This is a genomic window from Pseudomonas sp. Irchel s3a18 (genome assembly GCF_900187535.1).
Lineage (GTDB): Bacteria > Pseudomonadota > Gammaproteobacteria > Pseudomonadales > Pseudomonadaceae > Aquipseudomonas.
The window spans coordinates 25,959-50,536 of the sequence record NZ_FYDV01000005.1 but is presented as its reverse complement, the minus strand read 5'-3'; the positions used below and the strand labels follow the sequence as shown (position 1 = coordinate 50,536).

The following is a 24,578-nucleotide window of genomic DNA, read 5'->3' as shown; positions in this document are numbered from 1 at the left end:
GACAACATTCGCCATTACGCATCCGGGGACTGGTCTACGCTGAATACACTCAGTGTGCTGCCCCGATCGAGGGATGAGCCACGCAAAGGTTCTGTCGGTTTTGAATACGCAAAGCCCTAAAACCAAGCTGACGTGGCAGTGGGCATGACAACCGTAGAATGCCGTAGGATGTCGCCAAAATGAATGTCCTCGAATTCGTGATCGAGATGATTACCAAGTTTTCCGACTTGGTAAACGCGCTTGACCGGCTTGCGCCTTACAAACCCGAAGGCCATTGGATGCATCGGCATCGGAGAGCGATCAAGATCCTGTCCAACATTGCTGCAACTCTGCTCCTGATCATTCTAGGGTTGTTTATTTTCTCTCTTGTGAGCGATGGAGCAAAGGCAGGCTGATCTGGCACGACGGGGGATTTGCAGGAAACATCATGAGGCTGACGAAACCGCCTCACAAAGTGTAGATACGTGAAAACATGGCACGGACCTTTCGGAATGAACACCTGGCCGTGCAGAAACGAGACCTGGAGGACATGCACTCCAGGCCATCAGCGACATTGACGCGATCAGTTACTTCGGCTGAGCTGCACATTCTGGCTCGTGCATTCGGTGGTGCTGACAGTACCCATGAAAGCATTCATCTTCACGGCGCACTTTTCAATGTTCAAGCCGTTACGTCCATCACTCGAGATGTTGGTGACATATGGGCCTGCGGTTGTGCAGCCGGCCAAGGCAGCGAGCAGGCCCAGGGTAATGATAGTGGATTTCATAGGAGTCCTTTCTAACAGCGGCCTGAGCCAATTAGTTTGCCGAAACCGGTATTTGGGTCGGTGAAATTGTGCTTGCTTGTAGCCCCTCAAAGTCGATCATACCGCCAGGCATTCTCATTCAGTGGAATTGCGACGCATTTTCAAACTGATTATCCAGCGCCAAGTCCAACATTGAGGTTTAGCTAAAAGCGTAGACCAACCCGAGTGAACCACCACCCCCACTGTCGCATCCGGTCACGGAGGGCGGCGTCAGCTCAGGCCAAGAAAAACTTAACGTCGTGTCCGGATTAGTTGACCACTACAACAAAGCCCAGCACTCAGCTGGGCTTTACATTTGACTGATTTCATATGCACTCAGCTAACGCTTACACAAGCTAGCTATTCTGGTTAAAAGCTCATTTGAAATATACTCACATATTCTGCGTTAGTTCTTTCGAACCCATTCCAACCTCGATCCTGAAACGCCCTTACCAGCTCATCACCGATTGCGCGGGGAACGACCACCCAGACTAGACCCGTTGCCCCATTTGGCCTTTTATCCATTTTCATGACATCTAGCGCGATCCCATCCATGAATCGATTCTCATCTCCTTCACGAAATATACCGAAGGCTTTAATTTCGACCCATTGATTTGTGCTTGTCACCAAGTCGCAATATGTTTGCGTCTGCGGAAATTTAACTTCCCGCTCTGTTGACTCAGTCGGAGTCTTCGTAATATTGAGGTAGTACCACAGCTCCGCTTGAAGCCATCCTTCCCACCCGCCCTTGCTCAAACTCAAAGCAGCGGCATGTTCTGTATTTACTACAGCAAGCAAATCATTCAAATCCATTGGCTTTCCCTTCCCTAAACAATAATAACGGCGTCTATATTTCAAATAGGAATAAGACGTGGACACCCTGAAATTCAAAGCAGTGACTGCAGTAGAGTTCTGAGCCAAGTCAAACGCGATGAGCCTGCCAGCTGGCGAGTCCACCGAATAAAAATTCGACCGACAAACGGATTTTCAGTAGAGAAAAGGGACCAAGGTAAGTCACAGAAACACGCATGCGATTTCTCATTGCTAGTCCCTTAGATAATGGCCATCCGTTCTGCTTTAACCGTAGTTCACGATTAAAACTCCTGCAAGTACGCCTCGTAGAGTCAATATCGCGTTCGCGTCTCCCCTTGCATCACCAGCGGTACAGCATGCACTTCGCCAGATCGAAGCAAGAACCTCTATCTAATCTGAAGCTACCGATTGCCTAGAACGATTCGGCAGGCGGGTAGATCTCTCTTCTGCATCGCGATGCAGTAAGGAAACGTTGTAATCGTAGGTCGATATCAACGGCACTGGCTCATCATTCCGAGACATATCAAGCCATCGCCTTGTGCGTTCGACGTCAAAGAATTCGTTCTTGAACTTCATCTTCGCAACAAGGTTTGCCGAAACCCTGAAGTGTCCACAATCAGCTGAGCATTTGACCTCTGACCAGTCTCCAAGCGCGTGAACAGTCCTGGCGGCAGCCTGACAGATTAAGCACTTCATATTCGATCTCCATATCAGTGACCTATCAACTGTAGCCGATCACTGGCCAAGGACATCCCTATGCCCACAGAAAACAAGCCTCCCCTGAAGCAACAGCACGTTGGGCACGTCAACCAAGTGGTACGGATCAACGTGAAAAAACGCACTGGGTCACGTTCATGAAACGGCAAAAGAGCTCGCCCCACCAGCCACCTCAGGAAGGGGGCTGAATGGTCAGCAACTGGTGAGGCGAGCGCATCAACAGTAGCTCACCCACAGAGCTTGCCTCACCCCCTTCATCAGATTTCTACAACCCCACCTTCTGCCGCCGCACGCGGTATGGAGCATCAACGCCCAACCCGGGCAGAGGTATTCAATGAGGCGAGATCTGATAAAGATCAGCGAGTTTCAGCGTCGACGCTGGGGCGAAAACGGAACCCCCCAATGCCCCCAGGCCATCCGCAACCATATCCGTAATGGAATAGTGCCTGGCGAGCAGATCGGGAAACTCTGGTACGTAGATTGGACTGCCTTTAACCGGTCATGCGGTAACGATCTGGTGGCAATGGTATTGAAAGGAGCAGCGTGATGGTCCCAAGGCCGCGCAATACTGCGAACAAGAACCTGCCGCAGAATCTGTACTTCAATGCGCGGCGCTCGACCTATCAACCAAATTACCACCAAGCCGCCATGGCTCGATCCCGGATCACTTGATAGGTCGGAACCTCACAAAGGTCATACCGAACAGCCAGCCACCGATCATAGTCAGGTAGAGGGATTTGTATCCGGGGACTGTGTAGGCCAGTAAATAGTTGGGCGATGTGCTGGAGCGAGTCGCCTTTCTGCCAGTGATCCCACATCAGTTTTTTCTGGCTTTCGGTGTAATAGATCCGAGGTCTCTGCTTCATCTGCAACACTCCTTCTGCTTACACAGAATTTAGTTGTGTTGCATCGACCGGTTGAATCCACAGCCAAAAGCGGCCCGTCAGATGCGCCTACAAACCAGGACCGATTCACCTGGGTCGATTGCTGCCTTTGTCGCTCCCCGAATTCGCTCAATGCAACCGAGGTGGAGGCTCGCCGAGGGCTTGGCGCTGATACTCGTGAACAGCAGCGAATAGCGCTTCCGCTTCGAGGCGCAGCTTCTCCACTTCTCGCGCAGGCTGCGTCTCTTGCGCTTCGTGGTACCGGCGTAACGCCTGCACCGCCCGCTCCATCAGCGGTTCGCCTGCCTTCATCTTGTCGCCCAGGCTCTGGTCTTCCCCGCTATTTCTATCCTTGTTCATCAAAACCACCGATTCCGATTACTTTGCCAGCGGAGTATAGGCGTCCTTACGCGACTACCCGGTATCCTCCTGATGCAGAACTGCATTACTAATTTTACAGGCTGAGTTCGACCCAAAACGGACAGTCGCATGTATCCATGTAAGCCAGGCCGACTCACCTTGCTGAATGAGTTGCTTAACAAGTATCGATGGGGGGAGACCTTTCGTCGGCCCAGCTCCGTGAAGCGTCAATAGACTACGCTGGTCGACTACACTGGGCTTGAACTCAACATATAAGTGCAACGCTCACTCCTGAATGCATTTCGCACGGTGCCTTTCGGCTTTAGCGTTTTCAATGATTAAAGCGCTAAGTTCCCGAAAAACTGTCAATACCTAGTTAAACGAGGTGGCATTACGCTTCGCAAACGAATGGTTCTCACTGGCCTGTTTTTGGCACCGTTCCTTGTAGTTCACGCGAGTGATGAAGTTGCAAAAAGTATAACTGAGGGCAGTGTCGAGAGCCGTGTTGATGTGCTTTCCTCCATTCAGCCAGGCTTAGGGGTGGTAATGCATGAGTACGGTTATCGGTTTGCCAATATATACTGGGCGGCGAATGGCGGTAATTGGGGGCTGGCTCAGTACCAGCTAAAGGAATTGCGTGAGTCGCAAGAAGTGGCGGAGATTACCAGGCCACAAAGGGCTGGCATGTTGAAGGCTTTTGAGAGTACTTATCTTCTACCGCTTGGCCAGGCCATTTCAAATAAGAACACGAAGACTTTCAATGAAAAATTTTCAGAAACTGAGATCGCGTGTAATGCATGCCATACAGCACTCGGATATGGCTTTATTAAGTTCAAAGTGCCCAAGACATCAAAAGAGGATTTTTTAGACTTTACGCTCAAGACAGATCCTAAGTTATGAAGAGTTTCATATATGGCTTCCTGTGACACGACGTTAGCTATATCTTCTTTTTGGCCGACTCCTGTCGCTCGCCGGCTAAAGCTGGCGCAGTGTGAATGACTGCAATCGGCCAGTCACGAGAGACAGCAATCGCCAGTCCGGATCCGACGGGCTACGCTTGTTGACAAGTCGCCGCCCCCCTAGCCTACCACCATCTCTCAATACGGATCCTGGGGACGCCTGGCTTGCGAGGCGCAACTACGTGGTACGTAGCAGCCATGATTTATAATGCACCCGTACTGAAAGTACGTTTTTTCTGCGCGACCCTCTCCTCATAATGGGGAGAACCACGTTCTCTTGAGCTTATCGAAAATCCAAGCCAAAAGCTTGCGGTCAACAACTTAAGCGCACACATCGTATCCCTGTGCGTTTTTCAAGTTAGGCGGCGCCATCATAGGTGCGGATGTTTTGTCGCAATGCTGCCAAGAAGGAGAAAGCATTCTCCACTCGCTCACCCTCGAATCCTTGGTAATAATTTTTCGCGGTCAACACCGTGCCGGCTCCCCGTTTATTATCTGGGTGAAGGCAGTAAGGAATCGATAGAAAACCACTGTCGAATGCACTGAGAATTGCTTCGGACAAGTCGGCATCACGAGTCAACGTTCCTTCAATCAGCCGCCTCGAGGCGTCTAGAATGCGGGCATGCTCATGCGCGTCAAACGGGACATCCGGCAAGACACCATCCGTGTGCAGGCAATAACTGGCGTATTCCAATGCAGCGATGTTCTCCTCAACCCGAGGAATACGACGTGACTCCACCGGAGTCTTGATGATCACACGCTGCACGCCCGTAGAGCGAATCATGCCCAGCGCATCGCCAGTGATTCGACAAAACCCGCCCAGGGTTCGTGGGAAAAAACCCATAAACACGTACCCGACGAAGTGATAGCTGCCCGGTGCGAAGTATTCGCTGGCAAGTTGTTGCAAAGCCGTCACCGCGGCACGGTCCTGCACGGGCGAGGTGCCTTGGGCGTAGGAGAACGACAACGTCTTGATCCCGTGAGAGCGCAAAAACAGTCCTTCTAAAATATTGAGTGCAACCAGAATGACCGGGTCGCACATCTGCCCCATCATGCAGCCGGCGAAGCTCTCGATATGACTGTGGTCCAGCCCTCTGGAAAGCACCTGGCAGGCTTTTTCCCAGTGGCCGAAAGCCTCACGCAGCGGCGTACGGCTGTACGGCAAGCAATAGGAAATTGGCCCACCCTCGGTGGTGGCCGAGCCGATTTCGACCATGCGCTTGAAAATGTGCAGTGGATCGGGCGAGCCATGGCGAATCTGCACCGGCAGGAGGTAGCGGGCATGAATCTGTTCCAGCATCGCACGGGTTTTCGCCGCCGGATGATTCACAATCGGATAGCCATTTAGCATGGACGCACTATCAATCGCCCGTTGCGCCGCGTCGAGATCATTCACCCGGGTGAACGCATCAAGGGTGATGGTGCATACCGTGTTCGCGCGACTGGCCGCTGTGGCCTCCAGCCCTGCCTGCATCAGGACGGGGTCACTGAAGCCCATTCGCGGCTGGAGTACCGGACCGTGTACGTCAAACCGTTCAAGCACGTGGGTGTTGAAGTCGATCATTTCGGCATACCTTTTCCTGTCCCTGCTTTATCTGGATCAGAGTACGCGCTCATCGCGCGACCCGCTTTTCCAGGTAATGGGTTGGATACAACTGTGCGGAAACGAGCTCCTGAAAGGCATCAAAACTGTTTGCCACGCTGTCATCGAACACCTCGTCAAAACCCGCTGCCCGAAGCGTATCGCTGTGCCGGGCGATGGTCAGGGCGTCGTTTTCAGTGCAGATTTTTCCGCCGATATAGAGCCCTTTGATGTGATTCGTCTCGTTGCGAATGCGCTGGGCGAGTTCGGCGCCCTCGATGTAGCCGTGGCCATTGACAGTACTGATCACAACTATTGCGCAGCCATTGCGGTTAAGCCGCGCAATAACATCATCCATTGGCGTGTTGGGCCCCAGGTTTTCGACCTTATAGCCAAGGTCATTGAGCAGGAACTCCATGAACACTAGGTTCCAGCTATGGGAGTCTGATGGTACAGTGCTGAGAAGAGCGGTTTTGTTGAATGTCATCGTTAAAATCCCTTTTAAGTTTCTGTTCTGCTTGCGTAATACGGAAGTGCCTTCTGGAAATTGCGGAAGTTCGTTGTTACCGCGTTGATATAGCCCCAGTAATCGGCGTAATTAGTGGGAAAAGGTTTCGAGCCTTCGATCCTGTCCCGCTCGCGCGCGGTGATGTAGTTCGGCCATTCCTTGGATCTTGGGCGCCGATGGTGAAAGTCGTGGCACGGTGTATCGCCGACCATCACAAACACGCGGATGAACAAGTGGTAGCCCAGCATTTTGATCAGCCATAAGCAGATATAGGCAATGCGTCGAACAGCACCCGCAGCCTCCGGTATGCGCAACTCCTCACCAATAAATACACCGGTCGTGCTTTCGCAAATGAAGTCGATACCGCGCCGTTCCAGTACGTCCACGTTGGGCCAGGTGTGCTCGGCAGCCAGGCGGAACGTCGTGCTGATGTGATAGCCGGCGAATACCGGCACGACCCACGCCATGATGAAAAGATCGAAATGCCCCATGGCTGCTGCCAGCAAACTGACCGTGGCCCAGAAGATCAGCGTCAGCGCTGCAACACGGCCGTTCGACGCGGTTGCAGTCGCCTTCAATCGGCTCCAGAAAGAGCGCAGGATCGCTAACGGTGATAGCGCCGTGGAGACCAATTTGGTCCACATCGTGGCAACGCTGTCGGACGGTTTTAATCCCACCACCCCTTGCAGGTAAGACAGAGTGTCGTCATCCTCTGTGAGCAGGGTTTTGGAACTGTGGTGCAGAGCGTGCTCTTGCTTGTAGGTATCGAACGGTTTGAGCATCAATACGCCAGAAATAATCCGGCCTACTGTCAAGTTCATCTCACGCTGTTCAAAAACCATGTCATGAGCACAGTTATGGCAGATCATAACCTGCATCTGCTTGATACCACCGGTCGCCACTACAAAGCCCAGCAGCCAGAAAGTCACACTGCCATGCAAGTAACCAATGCCGGCCAACAACACCCCGAATGCTATTAATCCCGTTGACACAAGGATATGGTGGATGGGTTTCAGAATTCGGACCTGGTTGAGATCCTCAGGCAGAGGCTTGGCTGTCAGCCAGCTCAAAAATGGTTGTATGAACCCTGGAAGGGCGCGCATCGAGTTACGTATCATCCATGTGTCCTCTGCGGGTTTGCTCCATGCAAAAAACTTTAACGTGACCTCTCGTTATTTCGAATAGAAATAGGTGGAGATCGATTTTCCATTTTTGAGTACTTCATCAACGTGAACTGGGATGATCTGAAAGTTTTTATCTTCGTCGCCAAGTCGAACAACGTGACCGAGGCGGGAAACTCGCTCAAGGTTTCGGCATCGACGGTGTCGCGCAAGATCGCCGCACTTGAGGATTCGCTCAGTACCGTGTTGTTCTTGAAAAAGACCAACGGCTATTTCCTGACGGAAGCTGGCAGGGCGCTGCTTCCACTGGCGTTAGAGACGGAGGAGCGCTTCAAACTCATTGAGCGGCAGATGTCGCAGCCAAGCAATCGGATGGCTGGGCAGGTGCGCATCGATTGCCCGGAGCTGATGGGCACGCACCTGATCATTCCTGGACTGGCGGATTTCCGTGATCAATACCCCGAGATCAGCTTCGACTTCATCAACACGGCGGTGTCTTCAAAACTCACGCAAAGCCATAGCGACATCATTATCCGATTGCGCAGACCCGAAAACGGCAACTTCACCATGCGCCGGGTCGGGACACTGATGCAGGGCCTTTTTTGTTCCGAAGGATATGCCGCCGCCAACAGACTGCCAGCGAAGCCTGACGACTTGAAGCACCATCACTTGATTGGTTGGACTGAGGAAATGTCTTATATGCCGCTCGCGCAATGGCTGAATGAGGTGAGCGGCGACCAGAAGCTCTGGATGCGCGTGTCCAATCTCAATGCCCAGCTCAAGGCGGTAGAAGCTGATCTTGGTATCGCCGCGCTACCGACCTATGTTGCACACCAGTCAGGCTTGCGTCAGGTCCTGGCCGATAGCCCCCTGCACAACTCCGATATCTGGCTTCTGCGCAATCAGGCTACGCAAGGCGTAGGCCGCGTCGATCAAGTGGTGGATTATCTGACGGAGCTATTCCACAGCAAAACGGCGGAGATGCAATAGCAACCTTTGCATGGAGGGTCATGGCACCAGGATCAGTGAGCCCTGGGTTTGCCTTTCCTGCACGATGCGGTGCGCCTCGGCAGCCATGGCGAGCGGTAAGCGCGTTATCTGGGGCCTACGAATCAAACCTTTGGACAAGGCCATCAGAACCTGTGCCGAGCTGGTGGTGAGTTCGGCGTTCTGACCGATGTAGTGCTTCAAGGACGGCCGCGTCACATGCAGCGAGCCCATTTGTCCAAGCCGCGATAGATTGAACCCCGTTACGTCGCCCGACGCATTGCCAAATAGCACCAGATGACCGCGCTGGCGCAAGCTCGCCAATGACAGCTCCACGGTAGCGCGCCCGACAGAGTCGAACACGGTATGAGCGCCCTTGCCGTCGGTCAATTCACGAATGAACGACAATGTTCCCGGAGCGTCGGAGTCAAGGGCAGCGAAGCAGCCAGCATCCAACGCTTGGCGTCTTTTAGCTTCGGTTGAAGCAAGACCGATGACGCGCACGCCCCTGGCGGCGAGCCAGCCCGTGGCAATGCTCCCCACGCCGCCGGCAGCAGCATGCCAGACGACCCAGTCGTCAGGCTCGAGCGGTACGCAGCGATAAGTCAGGTATTCGGCGGTCAGTCCCTTGAACATCAACGCAGCGGCGATTTCGCTCGGTACGTCATCGGGCAATCGAATCGCGCGCATGGCTGGAAGTACAGCGTGACTGGCGTAGCTGCCCGTCGAGCTGTCGATGAATGCCACCCGGTCGCCGGGGATGAAACCTCGCACTTGCGGTCCACATTCGACGACGCGCCCCGCGCCCTCCACGCCCAAGCTCCTTGGAAAGGGAGAACCATCCTCAAGCGCGCCAGAGCGCCGATGCAAATCAATAAAGTTGACGCCGGCCGCCTCGATAGCGACGGTGATTTCTCCGGGGCCGGCGGCACGCAATTCGTACTCCCGTAGCTCGAGGACGTCCGGCTTCCCAGGAACGGCGAAGACAACAGCATGGGCATGGGTCATGGAGACTCCTTACAGAGAACCGGTACGCAGGAAAATCCAGACCGCTACCGCGATCAGCATCAGTCCAAACATCGCGTTCTGGAACACCAGCAGTTTGGGCCGCGCCTGGATCAGTTTCTGCACGGTCGACCCCATCGATACCCAGATGACGTGCGAGAAGAAATTCAGCGAAATCAGCGCAGCGCTCAAGATCAGCACAACGCTGCTGCTTGTCTCGCCAGAGGGCGTGAAGGTGGAAAACATCACCAGCAACATCACTATTCCTTGCACATTGCCCAACTGCACAACGATGCCGTCTCGAAACTGCAAGTGTATGGCTTTGTCGCCGGGCGCTTTCAGCGGGCGACGCAGCAGCCGCACCCCAAGCCACAAGATGTAGAAGCTGCCTAGCACTTGCAGTACCCAAACCAGCCTCGGGCTGTTCATCAGCGTGTGATAAAGCCCTAACCCGACCAGCACCGCGAGCAAGAAATAAGTGATGTCTAGGCCGACGATAAACCGGAACGAACGACGTACACCGCTTTGTGCGCCGGAGGTCGCAACCATCAAGTTGCCAGGACCTGCACTCAGGGTCAGCGGTGCCATGGTTGACAGCCAAAGCAGCCAGTTGATGCTGAATATTTCTTGCACGCTTTTATCCTCAATCACGGCATGGACTGCACTCCCTCAAGTCTAATTCGCGGTCGCTTATAAGGTTATAGCGAAGAGCGCAAAGCGATATTCCATAAATGTGGGAAGCGTGACAGCGCTTTTTTGTGTCTGGGAGGATTGGTTTTGGCACTCCTGGACGGCTGCAGATGCAAAACGACTAGCCGCAAAAATGCGACGCCACATTACGCCTCGTTCATGGACGATTTGCTGCGCAGCTCGATGCTGCGCTTCCTGGAAGCCATGAGTCGCCCGGGCGATGCGCAGAAACTTGGACCGTCGCTGATACGGGAAATCTACTACCGGATCCTGACCGGCGAGCAGGGCGGCTCAATGCGTGCCGCGCTCAGTCGCCGGGGGCACTTCGGCAAGATCACCCGGGCGATACGCAAGATCCACAGCTGCTACCACGAACATCTGGACGTCGAAGCGCTCGGCCACGAAGCCAACATGAGTATCCCCAACTTTCACCTGCACTTTCGCAGCGTGACAGACTCCACGCCCATGCAGTACTTGAAACCGACACGCCTGCACCAGACGCGATTGTTTATGCTGCGCAACACCATGAGCGCTTTACGGTGGCTACCGACATCAAGGTCTACTTCTGCGATCCTCATCGTCCTTGGCAACGGGGATCGAATGAGAACACCAACGGGTTGTTAAGGCAGTACTTCCCGAAAGGGACTGACCTGGCGGAGCACTCGCAAGCCACGCTCAATGAAGTGACCAGGTAGCTAAATAGCCGCCCTCGGAAAACACTAAACTACGAAACACCTGCGGAACGATTTAGCCAATCTGTTGCATCGACCGGTTGAATCCACAGTCGATTTCTGACTGTCGTCACCGGCGGCTTTAGATGAAAGCGGTCATTTCAAAACAGCCCTCCTAGCGCTGCTGGCTCCCAGTTCATGATCACCAACTCGCCACTGACCTCGGCCTTGCCCTGTCGCTGGTTGCTCGTGGTGTAGCGGATATCCAGCGTCTCAAAGTGAAAACCTTCGAACACCCGGCGAATGTCCGGGTGGTCGTTGATGCTGACCATTACCCTACCCTTACAGCGACGCATGAAGTCGGCCATGCGTTCATAGGGTAATCCCCCCTGAAAAAAGTACTCGTCAGAAGTAGAGTTTTCTCCTAATCGGATCAAGGAAATTTTGCGTGAAGACATCCCGTTTTTCGGACAGCCAAATCATTGCCATCCTCAAGCAAGCCGAGGCTGGAAGCCCAGTGCCAGAGCTGTGCCGAGAGCACGGCATCAGTTCGGCCACCTTCTACAAGTGGCGCGCCAAGTTCGGCGGCATGGACGCGTCGCTGATGGCTCGACTGCGTGAGCTTGAGGAGGAGAACCGTCGCTTAAAGAAGATGTATGCCGAGGAGCGCCTCAAAGCCGAAATCATCCAGGAAGCGATGGCAAAAAAGTGGTGAAGCCATCTCGGCGACGAGAGATGGCGCAGCACGCTGTACGCTCAGGAAAAATCAGCATCAAGCTGGCGTGTATGGCCTTCGGGGTCAGCCACTGCTGCTATCGCTACCAACCGCGTCTGTCGACGGAAAATACCGAGATTGCCGATCACCTGATTCGGCTTACGCATAACCAGCGTAACTGGGGCTTTGGCTTGTGCTTCCTGTATCTGCGCAATGTGAAGGGCTATCGCTGGAACCACAAGCGGGTGTACCGGATTTACCGCGAACTGGAGCTGAACCTGCGGATTAAACTGCGCAAACGCATCGTGCGGGAAAAGCCCGAGCCACTGGCTGTTCCCAAAGCGATCAATCAGTGCTGGTCGATGGACTTCATGCACGATCAACTAGCCGACGGACGCAGCTTTCGGATTTTCAATTTGATTGATGACTTCAACCGCGAAGCCTTGAGCATGGAAATTGATCTGTCGCTACCGGCCGAGCGAGTGGTGCGCGCACTGGATCAGGTGATTGAGTGGCGGGGTAAACCACAAGCCATCCGCAGCGATAACGGCCCTGAGTACATCAGCACGAAGTTGACGCTGTGGGCCGAAAAACAGGGTGTCCGCCTGGAATACATTCAACCGGGTAATCCGCAGCAGAATGGCTATGTTGAGCGCTACAACCGCACCGTGCGCTATGACTGGCTGGGTCATTACCTGTTTGAATCAATCGCCGAAGTTCAGGAGTACGGCACAAACTGGATCTGGACATACAATCACGAGCGTCCGAACCCCAAACAGAAGTTGGCCCTGGTGGCCTGACCTCTACTTTTGGTGAGTACTAAAAATGGGGGGATTACCGCTTCGCGGCCGGCTTGAAGGATGCGCAGGGCGAAGAAGTGGGCAGCTACAAAGGCTACGTGCCGAACTTCTTTCCGGGTGACCACTACGGCGATTACCTGATCCTCAACATTGATCTGGAAACCGGCCAGATCAAGAACTGGAATAAGCCATCCGCCGGCGACATCGAAAAGATGCTCGCTCATGGCGAACACGACTGACCACCAGCCTCACCTCTGCCCATTCAACGAGTGGCTGCTGTTTTACGCAACCCCCACAGCATGAGAACAACAGCGACAATGATGGCGACTCCCACAGTTACAAACCCTGTCGTCACCAAGGCCTCCTGCCACGGTTCCCCCATGCGTCCACCACTCGCGATAGGCGACACAGACATCGTCCCGAGAACCGCAGCCAGTACCGTAAATGCCCAGTTTGAATAAGTGCCGTAAAGAGCCATCCAGTACGCAACTGCCTTTGTGCGTGGGACGAGGTGTATCTCCATCCAGGCTGCGCCAAACGCTAAGAGCAGGATTCCGTTCATTACCCCCTCGAGATGAGCAGCAAGCCCTAAACGAGGATTGCTGAACTGTTGCTCGAACAGGCCTGTGCAGAGACCTAGGAACACTAAGAACGTGCCATGCCAGAACAGTCTACGCCGAGCTTCGACCATTGCCATGGCGCCTCCCTTGATTGGTTGAAATCAGATGTTCAACACTCAACAACTTTAGATCACTCTCGACAAAACGCGGCTCTCCAACTCTGTGTGCCGCCTCCCCTTTCCCTCCGACACCACCCGCATGCACTCCCCTCCGCGCCCAACGGCAACCAGCGGAATGAATGAGTGCAGCCGAGTTTTGTTGGATCAATACCCGCCGCTCTGGAGGCGACCATGACTTACGAAGTGATTGTTGAAGGGTTTGTCCTCCAAGTGGAGGTGACCCATTGCGAGAACACACTGCCGTGCCCGGGTAGCTGGAACAGAGACTGGGATGCGCAGGGTTGTCGCGAGCTGGAGTTCAACGTGGTTTCGGGCATTTGCTACGACGAAGACGGCATCCGAATGGATGTTGATCCGTGGGCCCTTCCACTTCTGGCGAAACAGTACGGACAGCAGATCGAGACAGCGCTGTGGGTTGAAATCGACGCCAATCGACGCCGGGAACGGTGGGCAGCATGAGCGACGGAAACCACGAACTGGCCATCGGCATGCTCGACGGCTACATCGCCCGAATGATCGACCCCGAATGCAGCGCCATCGCCGTCAGGGCGTCAGCCAACACTGCACTCCTGATCTTCCGCACGCTGAACGTCATCAGCGCCAAGGAAGATGCTCACTACACCGAACGCTTACACCGCACATTTGAGTGCCGGCAAGGAAGAACCTCATGAGCACCGCACCGGTTAAATCACTGATCGACGAACAGATCGAAGACATCGAGCAGAAGCTGGCGATTATCGGCTTTGTCTCTGTCCCGGAAGAACTGGCCAGCCGTGAGTTTCCGGTGGCCCTTCTACCCAAGCGCCTGGCACCGACCATGAAGGACCGTCGGATTGCGGTGAGGGTTCGACCGTGACATCCCGACAACGCGCTCGCCGGCTGTTGATCTGGCGCGGCTCATTCCCCGCCCTCACCGTCTTCACTTTTCTGATGCTGCTCAGCGCTCTCGCTGACCGCATCACTCAATAACCAAACCCATTTTAAACGCTGCGCGCATCGCGGCGAGGAGCCCTTATGTCCACGAATATGCGGATCTGGGATCGGGTCGACAAGACCGACACCCGCTACACCAAGCCTGCCGAGGTTGGCGGCCAGAAGATCACCAGCCTCAGTGGCACCGCGATGATCATGAAAGCCACTGAGATCTTCGGACCAGTTGGTCTCGGGTTCGGCTGGAGTGTTCTGGAAGAGCGCTTCGACAAAGGCTTCGAGATGTTCAGTGGCGAAGGCGACAAGCGCTTTAGCCTTGGCCACGAACTGAACCACACCATGAAGATCAAGTTCTGGTTTGACCTGGATGGCAAGCGTGGTGAGTTGGAGCAGTACGGCTGCACGCGCTACCTCTACAAATCGATGTACGGCACCACAACCGACGGAGAGGCGCCGAAGAAGTCCCTGACCGACGCCATCAAAAAATCCCTGTCGATGCTTGGCTTCAGCGCTGACGTGTTCCTTGGAATGTTTGACGACGACGAGTACGTCAACCATTTGAAGGATGAACAGCGATTGGAGCGTGCGGAAGACAAACCCGCTGAAGAGCGGCGGCAGAAACAGGAACAACACGACTACTTCAACTCAGTGATCGAGACCATGCAAGGCGCGCAGTCCCTTCAGGAACTCAAGAAGCTCCATGACCATGCCGTGCGCCGGCTCACCATGCGCAAGGACGACACGGCGGTCAAACGCATCGCCAAAGAGTTCAAAAAGCTATCCCCTAAATACGACCAGGAGTCGGCGGCATGACCCAGCTCTACGCACTGACCGGCAAGCTTGCCGAACTGTCAGCCATGACCGATACCGATGACGAAGGTCTGAAGGAAGCGCTCCAGTACGCCATGGACGAGATCCAGGGCGAGTTCGAGGTGAAGGCCGACAACATCGTCATGCTGCGCCGCAACATCGAAGGCGACATTGACGCCATCGACAAAGAGGTTGGTCGTCTGAACGAACTCAAGCGGGTCAAGAAAAACAGCGTCAGCCAGATCAGCGACTACCTGCGTCGGAACATGGAAGCTGCCGACATCAAGTCGATCAAACGCCCACTGTTCACCATCACCCTGGCACTGGCCCCGGAAAAGGTGATCGTCGACAAGGAGGACGAGATCCCCGACGACTTCATGACGGTCAGTACAGCGATCACCCCCGAGAAGAAGGCCATCGCCGCACGGCTCAAAGAGATCCGCGAACATAACGCCGCCATCCGCAAACGTATGGATGCTGGCGAAGATGTCGAAGCAGACCTGATCCCCGAACCGCATTGGGCTCACCTGGAGCGCGGTGAAAGCTCAATCCGCATCAAATAGGTGGCAGCATGAACGCATCCAGACCCTTAACCCTTCAGCAGGAACAGGCCCGTATCGACGCCGCGCGTGAAGCATTCATAGCCCGCGGCAAATCAGTGAAAGTACTTGTGTCATTCGAGTTCAAGCCAGCGCCAGCTCGCAAAGACTGGATAGACCCTGAAACGGTCCTCAAGCGGCGCCGCACCTCCCCAACCCCGGCCGAGCGCAAGATCCTTCGGAAACTCGCGGAGGTCCTATGAGCAATCGCAAACCTCACAACATGCGAGTCCGGGTTGAACGATCCTGCCGGGCATTGCTGAGATCGAACCACCTCGCAGTGGTCAACATCGACCCCAGCGGCCAGCAATGGATGATCAACTGGAAGAACCGCAGGATTATCCGAAGCCGGCAGATCGTCGACGCGATATTTGACGTGCCTCACCGTTGGACGATCTACATCAGCGGCATGTGCATCGACCAGGCCGGCGGCGAGTACCTGAAATCGGTGGAGATTGCTCCAGAGGGGATGTACCTGGCCAGCCAGCTTGCCGACGCCATCGAGCATTACTACACAGAGGTGCGCGACAGCTGCAACCCGCAGCACCTGATCGCGTACGGCTGGATCGCCATCCCCAGCGCCGTATCGCTAGATGAGGAGCAGGCCGCCAAGGTGTTCGCCGCCGTGGGCGTCTGGAACCAGCAGATAGCAGCATGAGACGTGTTAGCAGCCAGCGGCGCCAGCGCCTTCGTCAGCCTCAATTCAACCTTCCCCCCAGCGGCCTATTGACCACCCCGGAGAAACAGCCATGTCCACCCCTACCAATACCACCGAGTTCCTCGACGAGCTGAACGGCGGCGCATTCGCCAGCCAGATTGGCTACGCCCTTTCCGAAGTAGCCGCCGGGGTCGTCGACCACGGCAAGGTCGGGAAGCTGGTCATCACCCTGGACTTCAGCCAGGTCGGCGAATCCAGCCAGGTGAAGATCAAGCACAAACTCGACTACAAGGTGCCCACCAAGCGCGGCACTCGCAGCGAGAACACCAGCCTGGACACACCAATGTATGTCGGTTCCGGCGGCAAGATCACGCTTTTCGCCGAGAGGCACGAGCAGATCTTCACCCGCGAACAAGCCCCAATTGTCCCGCGCACTTGAACCCCATCCAACATAGGTACTGACGCATGTCTCTCAGCAAAGAAGCAATCCAGCACATCACCGATACCGCGCTCGAGGCGACCGGCAAGAATCTGAGCACCCACACACCGACCGTTGTGCTGCCCGCAGGCTGCCAAGTGATCACACTGGAAAAATGGCAAGCCGGCCGCAGTCGTTTCCGGGGCATCTACTCCACCCACTCGCTGGCCGACTTCAGCGCGTATGTTGCTGATCGAGCGGTTCCTGATGCCAAGGGTTTTATCGATCAAGATGAAATGACCTGCACGCTGTTGTTCAACTTGGGCAACGATGCAGTGCCAGGCCACGCCGACGACCGCGCGATACTGAAACTAAAACCATCCGCGGGCTACAAGGCGGTCCAGGCGATCGGCAGCCGCGCCATGACACAGAAAGACCTTAGCGACTGGATCGAAGACTGGCACCAGTACCTGAGCGCCATGGATGAGGCAGGCGGCAGCATGAGCATCGCCAAGGCCATCGCCGCGGTTCGCACCATCACCATCAAGGCGGCGACCGAGTCCGATCACACCGTCAGCGAAACCAGCGCCAGCCGCAGTACGCTGGACCAGATCGAGGCCCGCAGCAAAGAAACGCTACCGAGCTCCCTGTTGTTCAACGTGATCCCCTTCGAAGGTCTGACCGAACAGTGGATCAACCTGCGGGTTTCGGTCATTACCAGCGGTGCCCAGCCAGTGCTGAAGCTGCGCTGGGTAGGAGAAGAGGTTCAGCGTGAAGATATCGCGCAGGAGTTCAAGACGGTTCTACAAGACAAGATCGGTAGCAACGCAGCTCTTTCACTGGGAGCTTTCGATCCAAAGTAATAATCAGGCGGCGATCATTCTAATTGCCGCCTGACCCACCCTTACCTAATGCGAAGCCAGCCGGAAAAGATGATCCGCCAAGGCGGGTAAGTCTGCGTAAATCAAATCATTGATGTCGCAGGTACTGGTGTCCTTCTTACCGGTTTCAAGGTTGGCTTTCATGACACTGAGGTGCCGCTTAAGGTTTTGATGCCGGGGCCATCCATCCCCAGCAACCTCAAGAACTGGATTGACCAGTTCGCGAAGTTCATTGCATTGCTTCAGCAACTCCGACTCGTCCTTGTCACTCCATTGGAAATGAATCTCCAGCGCCTTTTTATAAGCCTGGTGGTATGCCTTTAGCTCAGTGATTCCAGTCACGTCTATCTCCTGCCGGCCTCATGCCGGACCATCAAGCAATAGCCCACTTCAACGAATCACGCCAGCCGGCGAGGATCCCCTATGTCTCCCTACAAATTGTCCGGGATGACGGTCGTCAGCTTTTCCGGCGGTCGCACGAGCGCCTACATGCTGCGCCAGGTGCTGGACAACAACGATGACCTGAGCGACCTGGTCGTCACCTTCGCCAACACTGGCAAGGAGCATCCGGCCACGCTGGAGTTTGTCCAGGAATGCGCCGAGCGCTGGGCAGTGCCGATAATCTGGCTGGAGTACCGAGACGACGATGAAGGCTTTGCCGTGGTGGACTTCGACACCTGCAGTCGGAATGGCGAGCCCTTCGAGGCCCTTATCCGCAAGCGGAAGTACTTGCCCAACCCAGTGACCAGGTTCTGCACCATCGACCTGAAGATCCGCATCATCCACAAGTACCTGCGCAGCCAGAGCTTATCGAACGAAGAAAACCCCGTGGACATGATGACGGGTATCCGGGCCGATGAGCCGCGCCGAGTCGTAAAGATTCGGCACCGCAAAAGCACCAGCGAGAGCAAGTGGGCCACGATGGTGATGCCCCTGGCCGATGCCGGTGTCGGCGTACAGGACGTAACCGACTTCTGGGCGGCCCAACCGTTCGACCTGATGTTGCCTACGATCAACGGCCGCACACTGGAAGGCAACTGCGACCTCTGCTTCCTGAAGGGCGCCAAGCAGGTCTATTCAATCATCGCGAGCGACAGGCCCAAAGCTGAATGGTGGGCCCGCATGGAAAGCTCGGTGGTGTCCGGTGGCAAGTTCACCGGTGACGGCGCCCGGTTCCGCAGTGACCGGCCCAGCTACCAGCAGATGCTCGACTACTCAGATACCCAATTCGACATGTTCGCCGTCCACGACGAGGCCATTTCATGCTTTTGCGGGGATTAGCTGTGTTTTAGCGCCGCAATAATCCCAGTAATCATGCCCGCAGAACCAAAGAAGATGGGCACCCAAAAAGCAATAGCCTCCCTCTTTGCCTTCTGCTCCTCTCGGATCAGCCTTCTCGCCTCTACAAGTCCTTTTTGAGTTAGATACTTTGGCTGCGAGGGATCATCGTCGAAATCCACGGCTTCCCAGAGCGACTTATCACTTCGATCCGGAAGCGGGACATGCAATTCATCTGCTTTTCGCGAGAGATATTTGGTCAAAACCATCTGACGCCACTCAAAAATATTATCGGACTCTTCAACATAGTGTTGCCAGTCATCACCAGGCTCCCGAGGGAATTTCTTTTCAACTTCCCTTTCCGCTCGGCGAATTTTCTTCAACTCACGTTTGTGCTCCAACCAATCTAAAAGCTGCATCCGTACCACTCCTTTAAATTTTTCCGGACTATACCGGCGAGGTGCCACTGTGCCCATCACTTACGGCTCGGTCTGCTCAGGCATCGAGGCGGCAACGCTCGCATGGAAGCCTCTCGGCATGCGCGCCACCTGGTTCGCTGAGATTGAAGCCTTCCCAAGCGCGGTGCTTGCCCACCACTACCCGAACACGCCGAACCTCGGCGACATGACCAAACTCGGCGCCCAGGTGCTGGCCGGGAAGATCGCCGCGCCGGACGTTCTGGTTGGCGGAACTCCATGCCAGGCCTTCAGCGTCGCCGGTATGCGCGAAGGCCTCGCCGACCCGCGCGGCGCCCTCACCATCAAATACGTGGAGCTTGCAGATGCAACTGACTATGTTCGAGCCAGCCGCCGTGAGCCGCCCTGCGTCATCGTCTGGGAAAACGTCCCCGGTGTCCTCAGTGACAAAGGGAACGCCTTCGGATGCTTTCTTGGCGCGCTTGCTGGGGAAGACTGCGAACTGCAGCCTTCAGGGAAAAGGTGGCCGGACGCTGGTTGTGTGTATGGACCCAAAAGAACAATCGCGTGGCGGGTCCTGGACGCCCAATATTTCGGCCTGGCCCAACGACGCCGCCGTGTGTTCGTTGTCGCAAGTGCTCGAAACGGGTTCGATCCCGTCGAGGTACTTTTTGAGCGAGAAGGCGTGCGCCGGGATACTGCGCCGCGCCGAGGCGAGGGGCAAGACATTACCGGAACAGCTCCTTTCGGCCCTGCGCTCCAGTGCGGATGTGGGAATGTCTTCGGCGAAGAACTCGGACCGTTCGGCTGCATGAACTGCGAGGGTGACGAAGGCCCGGCGCTGATAATGTTCGGCGGGATACCTGCATTCGGCGGGCATAGCCTGGGCGGCTCGATCGAGAGATCAGCCACCCTCACCGCGAAAGACAGCCGGCTAGACATGGAAAGCGAAACGTTCTTTGTGCAGTCTGAAGTTATCGGTGCTCTCACCAGCCACGCCTACAGCGGCGGTGCAGGAGGTCGACCGGACGGCGCAGCGGCTGGTCACTTCCTTGCTGTGGCTCCCTCACTCCGGGCCCAGGCGCAGAGCAGTCATCGCGCAGACTCGGAAGCATTCATCGTGGCCGGCACGCTGAACGCCAATGGCAAGGCTGCCGGCAGCGCTACTCAGCAAGACGCAGAGTCAGGCCTTCTGGTGGTGCATGGCACGCAAGACCCAGGTGTCAGCGACAGGCTTGCCTTTGCCCTAGGTCGAAACAACGGTGCGGAAAACGCAGTGCTGGCCTTTTCCTGCAAGGATCACGGCGCGGATGCCGGGTCATTGGCGCCGACACTACGGGCCATGAACCACTCCGGAAGCCATGCAAATGCCGGGGGCCAGGTCGCCGTGTGCATCACGGGCGAAATCACTCACACGTTGAAGGCCGACGGCTTCGACGGAAGCGAGGATGGCACAGGACGTGGACAGCCAATTGTTGCCTGTCGCGAAATTGCCCAGACCCTGACCAGCAACTACGGAAAGCAGGTCGACAATACTGACTCAGCCCTGGGGCTCAACGTTGTGTCCGGAGCAAGCTCGGTTCGGCGCCTCATCCCCCGCGAGTGCGAACGCCTCCAAGGCATGTCCGACGACTACACGCTGATCCCTTGGCGCGGCAAACCTGCCGGCGAGTGCCCGGACGGACCGCGCTACAAGGCGATCGGGAACAGCAAAGCGGTCACCGTCGTTCGCTGGATAGGAATGCGGATTCTGCGGCAGTTGGACCCGGGTTAGTCGTCAGCCAGTCTGAACTGCAACTCGACCGGCGCACCTGGTGCTTTCGTTTCCCTGATCTGCACATGCCGAGCACCGCACTCGGCACAGATGAATGCTTGAGTTCCAACATCCTTGTCATAATGCATGTCGACTTCAGTGTCCTTACCGCATTTCTGGCAAACGAATTTGACGGTCATTGCAGTAACTCCGAATGAAGTGAGCGCTCATCCTGAGCCTCTATTTTCAACCCTTCAAGTACTTCCCCTATCAGCTGTAATCGACCATTCGTCGAGCCCATTCACCTCTCCTCCACCGCCCGGGCATGACCCGGCATAGGACGCCCCATGCCCACAGAAAACAGAATAATCCAGTCGGAGCACGTCATGAACGGCGATGAACTGATGCAGTTACTGACAAACACTGATAAGGCCATGGATGTACTCCAAGGCAATCTGGGCGATGCCCTAGCCCGAGAGGCAGCGTTGCGAACCGAAAGCTTCGTTCCTGGGCAAGCGAGGTGTGCGGAGTGCAAGTTCCAATTAAGCCGCTTCACCCTATACTTGGACGGCACGACTGGACCTGCCGACAACAACCCAGAACCGTGCCCAAACGGTTGCGGGCCTCTTTGGCCGGTCACCTGGAAGCAACGAGCAGATGAGTACGGTGCCCTGGGTGTGCGGCTCATCAAAGAGCGTGACGGCCTGCAGCGGCACCTGAACGCAGCGGATCAGCGGGTGGACACCGCTACCTCCCTGATCCGCCGATTGCTTGCCAACTTTGACACTGAGATCAGGTACCACGAAGACGTTGAGCCGAACGACCTTGAGCATGACCAGGTGCTCAATGATATGCGCGCCTTCATCGCCACTCAGCAGTAACTCCCTCCCCCTTCAAAGTCAGCCGCTGTAGCGGCAAGGACGAGGCCATGCCTGAAGACATCGCCGTGCCCCAACATAGCGTGCGACTGTTTCTGGTCTGCACCCAAAGCAGGCACCGCTCAACCTGCAGCTGCATCAGCGCCGGCATGTGCCAGCCTCGTCCTTTATCGATTTCGAATCGGGCAGGAGCCAGGTTGTGAAGCCAGGCCGAGCGGAATCGACGTTGCTCCGCGTGAAGAATGGCTGCGAGCGCTTCGGCGAGCGTTTCATCATGCCCTATTACGGTTCCGGCTCTGGCCTAACTGGCCGCTACCTGGAGCGTCCAATTGGTACCATCACAACACTGGATCGGTGGGCTTTGGTACGTGACGATGAGATGCGAATGCTCTCGGCAAATGAGGCGCTTGCAGCCATGTCGTTTCCCGCCAACACAAAGCGGCCGGACAACCATCGGCTGACTATGCACGTGGCAGGCAACGCCGTGCCGCCGCTGGCCGGGCAGAAGATCATCGAGGCAGTGATGGCGGCAGCTTAATCCTGGATCAGAACGCTCGCCTGCTGCGAATCAATAGTCGGGATCAATCCTGAGCCCTGTTGATGTGCGAGCCAGGCCCGAGTCAGCTTCACGTCGAATCGCCAGCCATGGGCTTCCATCCAAACAAGCGCTGTATGGGTAATTCGATAGTGTCCGCACTTCGCGCATGCTCTTTCCTGGTAATCATCACCAACATCGACGTGCGAAGCAGGCTCATCGCAAATTAGGCATTCCATATCTACCTCCATTGGCTGAACCCCCAACTATAGACGATTCCCACCCCTTCACCGCCCGGGCATGCCCCGGCATAGGACGCCTCATGCCCACAGAAAACACGCCTCCCCTGAAGCAACAGCGCGCTGGGCACTTCAACCAGGTGGTCCGGATCAGCGTGAAAAAAACGCACTGGAGCTCGCCCCACCAACCACCTCAGGAAGGGTGCTGATTGGACAGCAGCTGGTGAGGCGAACGCATCAACAGTAGCTCACCCGCAGAGCTTGCCTCACCCCCCTTCATCAGATTTCTACAACCCCCACCTTCTGCCGCCACGCGCGGTATGGAGCATCAACGCCCAACCCGGGCAGAGGTATTCAATGAAGCGAGAACTGATAAAGATCAGCGAGTTTCAGCGTCGACGCTGGGGCGAAAACGGAACCCCGCAATGCCCCCAAGCCATCCGCAACCACATCCGTAACGGAGTAGTGCCCGGCGAGCAGATTGGGAAACTCTGGTACGTTGATTGGACTGCCTTCAACCGGTCAGGCGGAAATGATCTGGTGGCTATGGTATTGAAAGGAGCAGCGTGATGGTCCCAAGGCCGCGCAATACTGCGAACAAGAACCTACCGCAGAACCTGTACTTCGATGCGCGGCGCTCGACCTATCGCTACCGGCGGCCGACCGACGGGAAGTGGTTCCAGTTCGGTACCGACCGCATCAAAGCGATCGACGCAGCGAAGCAACTGAACCTGGAGTTTATGCGCGGTGCTGACCTAGTCGGCGCCGTGCTGTCAGCTTCATCGGAGTCATTCGCCACCTTCCTAGACAAGTACGAAGCCGACGTGCTGCCACCTCGCGAGTTGGCCAAGGGCACGCTCGGCCTGTACGCGGTGCATTTCAGGCGCTTCCGCAAGCAGTTCGAGGGAAAGGCGATCGACCAGATCACAATCCGCATGATCGCGGAAATGCTCGACGCACTGACCCCACGCACGGCGAACCAGTGCCGAGCTCTGTTGATCGACATCTTCAACCATGCCGCCGCCAAGGGCCTGTGCCCTGACAATCCCGCGGCAACCACGATCAACCGCATTGAGAAGAAACTGCGCAAGCGCCACACCGTCGAAGGCCTGAAGGCCATCAGGGAGAAAGCGCCAGCCTGGCTACAAAACGCGATTGACCTGGCCCTGATCACTGCTCAGCGTCGGACGGATATCCTCGACATGCGCTTCGACGGTGTCCGGGAGGGATACCTGTACGTGGTACAGAAAAAGACGGCCAAGGCCAGTGACGCGGCGTGGATTCGCTTTCGGGTCACCGCGGAGCTGCAGGCGGTCATCAGCCGATGTCGTGACGACACTGCTTCGCCGTACCTGGTGCATCGCAAGCCTGACCGCCTGAAACAGAAACAGGCGCAGACCAAGGATCACTGGACGAAGATTGAAGAGCGGTATTTGACGCGAGCGTTCAAGGACGCCAGAGAGACGGCGGAATGCTACAAGGGATGGAAGGAAGAGGAGATGCTAGGCTTCCACGAAGTGCGAGCGCTATCACTGCACCTGTACAAGAAAGCCGGAAAGGATGGGCAGAAAATCGCGGGGCATGCGAGCGAAGGCATGACCAAAAACTACCAGCGAGACCACGAGGAAATCGTCTGGTCCGAGGCAGTTCCGGACCTGAATATCAGCGAAATCACCGGTTAGTTTTGCGCCAGTTTTGCGCGGATTTTGCGCAACCCTGAAACGAGAAAGGGGACCAAGCCGCTAAGTGCTTGATCCCCTTACGAAATATGGTCGGGACGGAGTGATTCGAACACTCGACCCCTAGCACCCCATGCTAGTGCGCTACCGGACTGCGCTACGCCCCGAC

32 protein-coding genes, 1 tRNA gene and 4 pseudogenes are annotated in these 24,578 nt (G+C 55.9%); 22 read left to right on the top strand and 15 right to left on the bottom strand.

Annotated features, from left to right (window positions below):
- Positions 1–179 precede the first annotated feature (179 nt).
- A complete protein-coding gene (locus CKW29_RS09325) occupies positions 180–395 on the top strand; it encodes a hypothetical protein (RefSeq protein WP_095148308.1) in 216 nt (71 codons plus the stop codon).
- A gap of 167 nt (positions 396–562) precedes the next feature.
- On the opposite strand, the gene CKW29_RS09320 is transcribed toward CKW29_RS09325, so the two are convergent.
- Positions 563–766, bottom strand: a complete 204-nt coding sequence (locus CKW29_RS09320) for a hypothetical protein (protein WP_095143289.1) — start codon at positions 764–766, stop codon at positions 563–565.
- A 387-nt stretch (positions 767–1,153) separates the two neighbouring features.
- Positions 1,154–1,597, bottom strand: coding sequence for a hypothetical protein (locus CKW29_RS09315; RefSeq protein ID WP_095148307.1), 444 nt, complete (start codon positions 1,595–1,597; stop codon positions 1,154–1,156).
- Positions 1,598–2,648: 1,051 nt separating this feature from the next.
- Here CKW29_RS09315 and CKW29_RS26000 point away from each other — a divergent pair.
- Entirely contained in the window at positions 2,649–2,861 is a 213-nt protein-coding gene (locus CKW29_RS26000; RefSeq protein WP_095143286.1) for a hypothetical protein, read from the top strand.
- Positions 2,862–3,327: 466 nt separating this feature from the next.
- Here CKW29_RS26000 and CKW29_RS09295 read toward each other — a convergent pair whose 3' ends face one another.
- Positions 3,328–3,558 (bottom strand): hypothetical protein, encoded by a 231-nt coding sequence (locus tag CKW29_RS09295; protein ID WP_095143284.1) that lies wholly within the window; start codon positions 3,556–3,558, stop codon positions 3,328–3,330.
- Positions 3,559–3,966: 408 nt separating this feature from the next.
- Here CKW29_RS09295 and CKW29_RS09290 point away from each other — a divergent pair, with 408 nt between their 5' ends.
- Positions 3,967–4,458 carry a hypothetical protein gene (locus CKW29_RS09290; RefSeq protein WP_095143598.1) on the top strand — a complete coding sequence of 164 codons (492 nt, stop codon included), beginning with the start codon at positions 3,967–3,969 and terminating at the stop codon, positions 4,456–4,458.
- 417 nt (positions 4,459–4,875) lie between these two features.
- Here the strand turns inward: CKW29_RS09290 and CKW29_RS09285 are convergent, their stop codons facing one another.
- From CKW29_RS09285 to CKW29_RS09275, 3 genes are read right to left on the bottom strand one after another with little or no spacing between them, the layout of a single operon-like run.
- On the bottom strand, positions 4,876–6,081 hold the full coding sequence (locus CKW29_RS09285) for a methylaspartate mutase (RefSeq protein ID WP_095143283.1): 1,206 nt from the start codon (positions 6,079–6,081) through the stop codon (positions 4,876–4,878).
- Between the two features lie 49 nt (positions 6,082–6,130).
- Complete coding sequence (locus CKW29_RS09280) at positions 6,131–6,586, bottom strand: cobalamin-dependent protein (RefSeq protein ID WP_095079438.1); 456 nt, start codon at positions 6,584–6,586, stop codon at positions 6,131–6,133.
- Positions 6,587–6,600: 14 nt separating this feature from the next.
- Complete coding sequence (locus CKW29_RS09275; protein WP_176465253.1) at positions 6,601–7,725, bottom strand: fatty acid desaturase; 1,125 nt, start codon at positions 7,723–7,725, stop codon at positions 6,601–6,603.
- A gap of 111 nt (positions 7,726–7,836) precedes the next feature.
- Between CKW29_RS09275 and CKW29_RS09270 the strand changes: the two genes are divergently transcribed.
- Positions 7,837–8,718, top strand: coding sequence for a LysR family transcriptional regulator (locus CKW29_RS09270; protein WP_095143282.1), 882 nt, complete (start codon positions 7,837–7,839; stop codon positions 8,716–8,718).
- Between the two features lie 18 nt (positions 8,719–8,736).
- Here CKW29_RS09270 and CKW29_RS09265 read toward each other — a convergent pair whose 3' ends face one another.
- Positions 8,737–9,723 (bottom strand): quinone oxidoreductase, encoded by a 987-nt coding sequence (locus tag CKW29_RS09265; RefSeq protein ID WP_256577001.1) that lies wholly within the window; start codon positions 9,721–9,723, stop codon positions 8,737–8,739.
- Between the two features lie 9 nt (positions 9,724–9,732).
- Positions 9,733–10,353: a LysE family translocator gene (locus CKW29_RS09260; protein WP_095079639.1), complete on the bottom strand. Its 621-nt coding sequence runs from the start codon at positions 10,351–10,353 to the stop codon at positions 9,733–9,735.
- Positions 10,354–10,497: 144 nt separating this feature from the next.
- On the opposite strand from CKW29_RS09260, the pseudogene CKW29_RS09255 reads away from it, so the two are divergent.
- Positions 10,498–10,944: pseudogene (locus CKW29_RS09255) on the top strand (AraC family transcriptional regulator N-terminal domain-containing protein); the annotation flags it as partial.
- A pseudogene (locus tag CKW29_RS09250) lies at positions 10,935–11,186 on the top strand (IS30 family transposase); the annotation flags it as partial. The pseudogenes CKW29_RS09255 and CKW29_RS09250, both read left to right, overlap by 10 nt.
- Before the next feature lie 56 nt (positions 11,187–11,242).
- Here CKW29_RS09250 and CKW29_RS09245 read toward each other — a convergent pair.
- Positions 11,243–11,458, bottom strand: a pseudogene (locus tag CKW29_RS09245) (DNA adenine methylase); the annotation flags it as partial.
- A gap of 71 nt (positions 11,459–11,529) precedes the next feature.
- Between CKW29_RS09245 and CKW29_RS09240 the strand changes: the two are divergent.
- Positions 11,530–12,596, top strand: a protein-coding gene (locus CKW29_RS09240; protein ID WP_095143281.1) for an IS3 family transposase whose coding sequence is annotated in 2 segments (ribosomal slippage) — positions 11,530–11,782 and positions 11,782–12,596 — 1,068 coding nt in all. Because the reading frame shifts where the segments join, the coding sequence is not laid out codon by codon here.
- Between the two features lie 53 nt (positions 12,597–12,649).
- A complete protein-coding gene (locus tag CKW29_RS09235) occupies positions 12,650–12,835 on the top strand; it encodes a hypothetical protein (RefSeq protein WP_176465252.1) in 186 nt (61 codons plus the stop codon).
- A gap of 23 nt (positions 12,836–12,858) precedes the next feature.
- On the opposite strand, the gene CKW29_RS09230 is transcribed toward CKW29_RS09235, so the two are convergent.
- Complete coding sequence (locus tag CKW29_RS09230; protein WP_256577000.1) at positions 12,859–13,293, bottom strand: hydrogenase; 435 nt, start codon at positions 13,291–13,293, stop codon at positions 12,859–12,861.
- Between the two features lie 213 nt (positions 13,294–13,506).
- Here CKW29_RS09230 and CKW29_RS09225 point away from each other — a divergent pair, with 213 nt between their 5' ends.
- The 8 genes from CKW29_RS09225 (at position 13,507) to CKW29_RS09185 (ending at position 17,613) form a co-directional block, all read left to right on the top strand.
- Complete coding sequence (locus tag CKW29_RS09225) at positions 13,507–13,794, top strand: hypothetical protein (RefSeq protein WP_095143280.1); 288 nt, start codon at positions 13,507–13,509, stop codon at positions 13,792–13,794.
- A complete protein-coding gene (locus tag CKW29_RS09220; protein ID WP_095143279.1) occupies positions 13,791–14,006 on the top strand; it encodes a hypothetical protein in 216 nt (71 codons plus the stop codon). The genes CKW29_RS09225 and CKW29_RS09220 overlap by 4 nt, the downstream gene beginning before the upstream one ends.
- Positions 14,003–14,191 (top strand): hypothetical protein, encoded by a 189-nt coding sequence (locus CKW29_RS09215; protein WP_095143278.1) that lies wholly within the window; start codon positions 14,003–14,005, stop codon positions 14,189–14,191. The genes CKW29_RS09220 and CKW29_RS09215 overlap by 4 nt, the downstream gene beginning before the upstream one ends.
- 158 nt (positions 14,192–14,349) lie before the next feature.
- Positions 14,350–15,078: a hypothetical protein gene (locus CKW29_RS09210; RefSeq protein ID WP_095143277.1), complete on the top strand. Its 729-nt coding sequence runs from the start codon at positions 14,350–14,352 to the stop codon at positions 15,076–15,078.
- Positions 15,075–15,638: a siphovirus Gp157 family protein gene (locus CKW29_RS09205; protein WP_095143276.1), complete on the top strand. Its 564-nt coding sequence runs from the start codon at positions 15,075–15,077 to the stop codon at positions 15,636–15,638. Before CKW29_RS09210 ends, CKW29_RS09205 begins: the two co-directional genes overlap by 4 nt.
- A 235-nt stretch (positions 15,639–15,873) precedes the next feature.
- On the top strand, positions 15,874–16,332 hold the full coding sequence (locus CKW29_RS09195) for a hypothetical protein (protein ID WP_095143274.1): 459 nt from the start codon (positions 15,874–15,876) through the stop codon (positions 16,330–16,332).
- A gap of 91 nt (positions 16,333–16,423) precedes the next feature.
- A complete protein-coding gene (locus tag CKW29_RS09190; protein ID WP_095143273.1) occupies positions 16,424–16,771 on the top strand; it encodes a hypothetical protein in 348 nt (115 codons plus the stop codon).
- A gap of 26 nt (positions 16,772–16,797) precedes the next feature.
- Positions 16,798–17,613 (top strand): YfdQ family protein, encoded by an 816-nt coding sequence (locus tag CKW29_RS09185; protein WP_095143272.1) that lies wholly within the window; start codon positions 16,798–16,800, stop codon positions 17,611–17,613.
- 45 nt (positions 17,614–17,658) lie between these two features.
- Here the strand turns inward: CKW29_RS09185 and CKW29_RS09180 are convergent, their stop codons facing one another.
- Positions 17,659–17,973 carry a hypothetical protein gene (locus CKW29_RS09180; protein ID WP_095143271.1) on the bottom strand — a complete coding sequence of 105 codons (315 nt, stop codon included), beginning with the start codon at positions 17,971–17,973 and terminating at the stop codon, positions 17,659–17,661.
- Positions 17,974–18,054: 81 nt separating this feature from the next.
- On the opposite strand from CKW29_RS09180, the gene CKW29_RS09175 reads away from it, so the two are divergent.
- On the top strand, positions 18,055–18,912 hold the full coding sequence (locus CKW29_RS09175) for a phosphoadenosine phosphosulfate reductase family protein (protein WP_095143270.1): 858 nt from the start codon (positions 18,055–18,057) through the stop codon (positions 18,910–18,912).
- Here the strand turns inward: CKW29_RS09175 and CKW29_RS09170 are convergent.
- Positions 18,909–19,328, bottom strand: a complete 420-nt coding sequence (locus CKW29_RS09170) for a hypothetical protein (protein ID WP_095143269.1) — start codon at positions 19,326–19,328, stop codon at positions 18,909–18,911. The genes CKW29_RS09175 and CKW29_RS09170 overlap by 4 nt on opposite strands.
- 49 nt (positions 19,329–19,377) lie before the next feature.
- On the opposite strand from CKW29_RS09170, the gene CKW29_RS09165 reads away from it, so the two are divergent.
- On the top strand, positions 19,378–21,099 hold the full coding sequence (locus CKW29_RS09165; protein ID WP_095143268.1) for a DNA cytosine methyltransferase: 1,722 nt from the start codon (positions 19,378–19,380) through the stop codon (positions 21,097–21,099).
- Here CKW29_RS09165 and CKW29_RS09160 read toward each other — a convergent pair.
- Positions 21,096–21,278, bottom strand: coding sequence for a hypothetical protein (locus CKW29_RS09160; protein WP_095143267.1), 183 nt, complete (start codon positions 21,276–21,278; stop codon positions 21,096–21,098). The two genes, CKW29_RS09165 and CKW29_RS09160, sit on opposite strands and share 4 nt — an antisense overlap.
- Before the next feature lie 186 nt (positions 21,279–21,464).
- Between CKW29_RS09160 and CKW29_RS09155 the strand changes: the two genes are divergently transcribed.
- Both CKW29_RS09155 and CKW29_RS09150 read left to right on the top strand, forming a co-directional pair.
- Positions 21,465–21,959: a hypothetical protein gene (locus CKW29_RS09155; protein WP_141234411.1), complete on the top strand. Its 495-nt coding sequence runs from the start codon at positions 21,465–21,467 to the stop codon at positions 21,957–21,959.
- A 56-nt stretch (positions 21,960–22,015) separates the two neighbouring features.
- A pseudogene (locus tag CKW29_RS09150) lies at positions 22,016–22,494 on the top strand (DNA cytosine methyltransferase); the annotation flags it as partial.
- Here the strand turns inward: CKW29_RS09150 and CKW29_RS09145 are convergent.
- Entirely contained in the window at positions 22,491–22,730 is a 240-nt protein-coding gene (locus CKW29_RS09145) for a hypothetical protein (protein ID WP_095143265.1), read from the bottom strand. The pseudogene CKW29_RS09150 and the gene CKW29_RS09145 overlap by 4 nt on opposite strands.
- Positions 22,731–23,087: 357 nt before the next feature.
- Here CKW29_RS09145 and CKW29_RS25995 point away from each other — a divergent pair, with 357 nt between their 5' ends.
- Together CKW29_RS25995 and CKW29_RS09135 are read left to right on the top strand one after the other, a co-directional pair.
- Positions 23,088–23,300 (top strand): hypothetical protein, encoded by a 213-nt coding sequence (locus CKW29_RS25995; protein ID WP_095148305.1) that lies wholly within the window; start codon positions 23,088–23,090, stop codon positions 23,298–23,300.
- Positions 23,300–24,412 carry a phage integrase Arm DNA-binding domain-containing protein gene (locus tag CKW29_RS09135; RefSeq protein WP_095148304.1) on the top strand — a complete coding sequence of 371 codons (1,113 nt, stop codon included), beginning with the start codon at positions 23,300–23,302 and terminating at the stop codon, positions 24,410–24,412. The genes CKW29_RS25995 and CKW29_RS09135 overlap by 1 nt, the downstream gene beginning before the upstream one ends.
- A gap of 87 nt (positions 24,413–24,499) precedes the next feature.
- Here CKW29_RS09135 and CKW29_RS09130 read toward each other — a convergent pair.
- A tRNA-Pro gene (locus CKW29_RS09130) sits at positions 24,500–24,576 on the bottom strand.
- Positions 24,577–24,578 lie beyond the last annotated feature (2 nt).

Coding starts and splice junctions, on each gene's coding strand:
- CKW29_RS25995 (WP_095148305.1), top strand. CDS start 23,088: ATGAAGCGAGAACTGATAAAGATCAGCGAGTTTCAGCGTCGACGCTGG.
- CKW29_RS09170 (WP_095143269.1), bottom strand. CDS start 19,328: ATGCAGCTTTTAGATTGGTTGGAGCACAAACGTGAGTTGAAGAAAATT.
- CKW29_RS09285 (WP_095143283.1), bottom strand. CDS start 6,081: ATGATCGACTTCAACACCCACGTGCTTGAACGGTTTGACGTACACGGT.
- CKW29_RS09230 (WP_256577000.1), bottom strand. CDS start 13,293: ATGGCAATGGTCGAAGCTCGGCGTAGACTGTTCTGGCATGGCACGTTC.
- CKW29_RS09155 (WP_141234411.1), top strand. CDS start 21,465: ATGAACGGCGATGAACTGATGCAGTTACTGACAAACACTGATAAGGCC.
- CKW29_RS09220 (WP_095143279.1), top strand. CDS start 13,791: ATGAGCGACGGAAACCACGAACTGGCCATCGGCATGCTCGACGGCTAC.
- CKW29_RS09175 (WP_095143270.1), top strand. CDS start 18,055: ATGTCTCCCTACAAATTGTCCGGGATGACGGTCGTCAGCTTTTCCGGC.
- CKW29_RS09275 (WP_176465253.1), bottom strand. CDS start 7,725: ATGATACGTAACTCGATGCGCGCCCTTCCAGGGTTCATACAACCATTT.
- CKW29_RS09135 (WP_095148304.1), top strand. CDS start 23,300: ATGGTCCCAAGGCCGCGCAATACTGCGAACAAGAACCTACCGCAGAAC.
- CKW29_RS09160 (WP_095143267.1), bottom strand. CDS start 21,278: ATGACCGTCAAATTCGTTTGCCAGAAATGCGGTAAGGACACTGAAGTC.
- CKW29_RS09195 (WP_095143274.1), top strand. CDS start 15,874: ATGAGCAATCGCAAACCTCACAACATGCGAGTCCGGGTTGAACGATCC.
- CKW29_RS09210 (WP_095143277.1), top strand. CDS start 14,350: ATGTCCACGAATATGCGGATCTGGGATCGGGTCGACAAGACCGACACC.
- CKW29_RS09315 (WP_095148307.1), bottom strand. CDS start 1,597: ATGGATTTGAATGATTTGCTTGCTGTAGTAAATACAGAACATGCCGCT.
- CKW29_RS09320 (WP_095143289.1), bottom strand. CDS start 766: ATGAAATCCACTATCATTACCCTGGGCCTGCTCGCTGCCTTGGCCGGC.
- CKW29_RS09225 (WP_095143280.1), top strand. CDS start 13,507: ATGACTTACGAAGTGATTGTTGAAGGGTTTGTCCTCCAAGTGGAGGTG.
- CKW29_RS09290 (WP_095143598.1), top strand. CDS start 3,967: ATGGTTCTCACTGGCCTGTTTTTGGCACCGTTCCTTGTAGTTCACGCG.
- CKW29_RS09295 (WP_095143284.1), bottom strand. CDS start 3,558: ATGAACAAGGATAGAAATAGCGGGGAAGACCAGAGCCTGGGCGACAAG.
- CKW29_RS26000 (WP_095143286.1), top strand. CDS start 2,649: ATGAGGCGAGATCTGATAAAGATCAGCGAGTTTCAGCGTCGACGCTGG.
- CKW29_RS09325 (WP_095148308.1), top strand. CDS start 180: ATGAATGTCCTCGAATTCGTGATCGAGATGATTACCAAGTTTTCCGAC.
- CKW29_RS09190 (WP_095143273.1), top strand. CDS start 16,424: ATGTCCACCCCTACCAATACCACCGAGTTCCTCGACGAGCTGAACGGC.
- CKW29_RS09185 (WP_095143272.1), top strand. CDS start 16,798: ATGTCTCTCAGCAAAGAAGCAATCCAGCACATCACCGATACCGCGCTC.
- CKW29_RS09205 (WP_095143276.1), top strand. CDS start 15,075: ATGACCCAGCTCTACGCACTGACCGGCAAGCTTGCCGAACTGTCAGCC.
- CKW29_RS09265 (WP_256577001.1), bottom strand. CDS start 9,723: ATGACCCATGCCCATGCTGTTGTCTTCGCCGTTCCTGGGAAGCCGGAC.
- CKW29_RS09280 (WP_095079438.1), bottom strand. CDS start 6,586: ATGACATTCAACAAAACCGCTCTTCTCAGCACTGTACCATCAGACTCC.
- CKW29_RS09145 (WP_095143265.1), bottom strand. CDS start 22,730: ATGGAATGCCTAATTTGCGATGAGCCTGCTTCGCACGTCGATGTTGGT.
- CKW29_RS09215 (WP_095143278.1), top strand. CDS start 14,003: ATGAGCACCGCACCGGTTAAATCACTGATCGACGAACAGATCGAAGAC.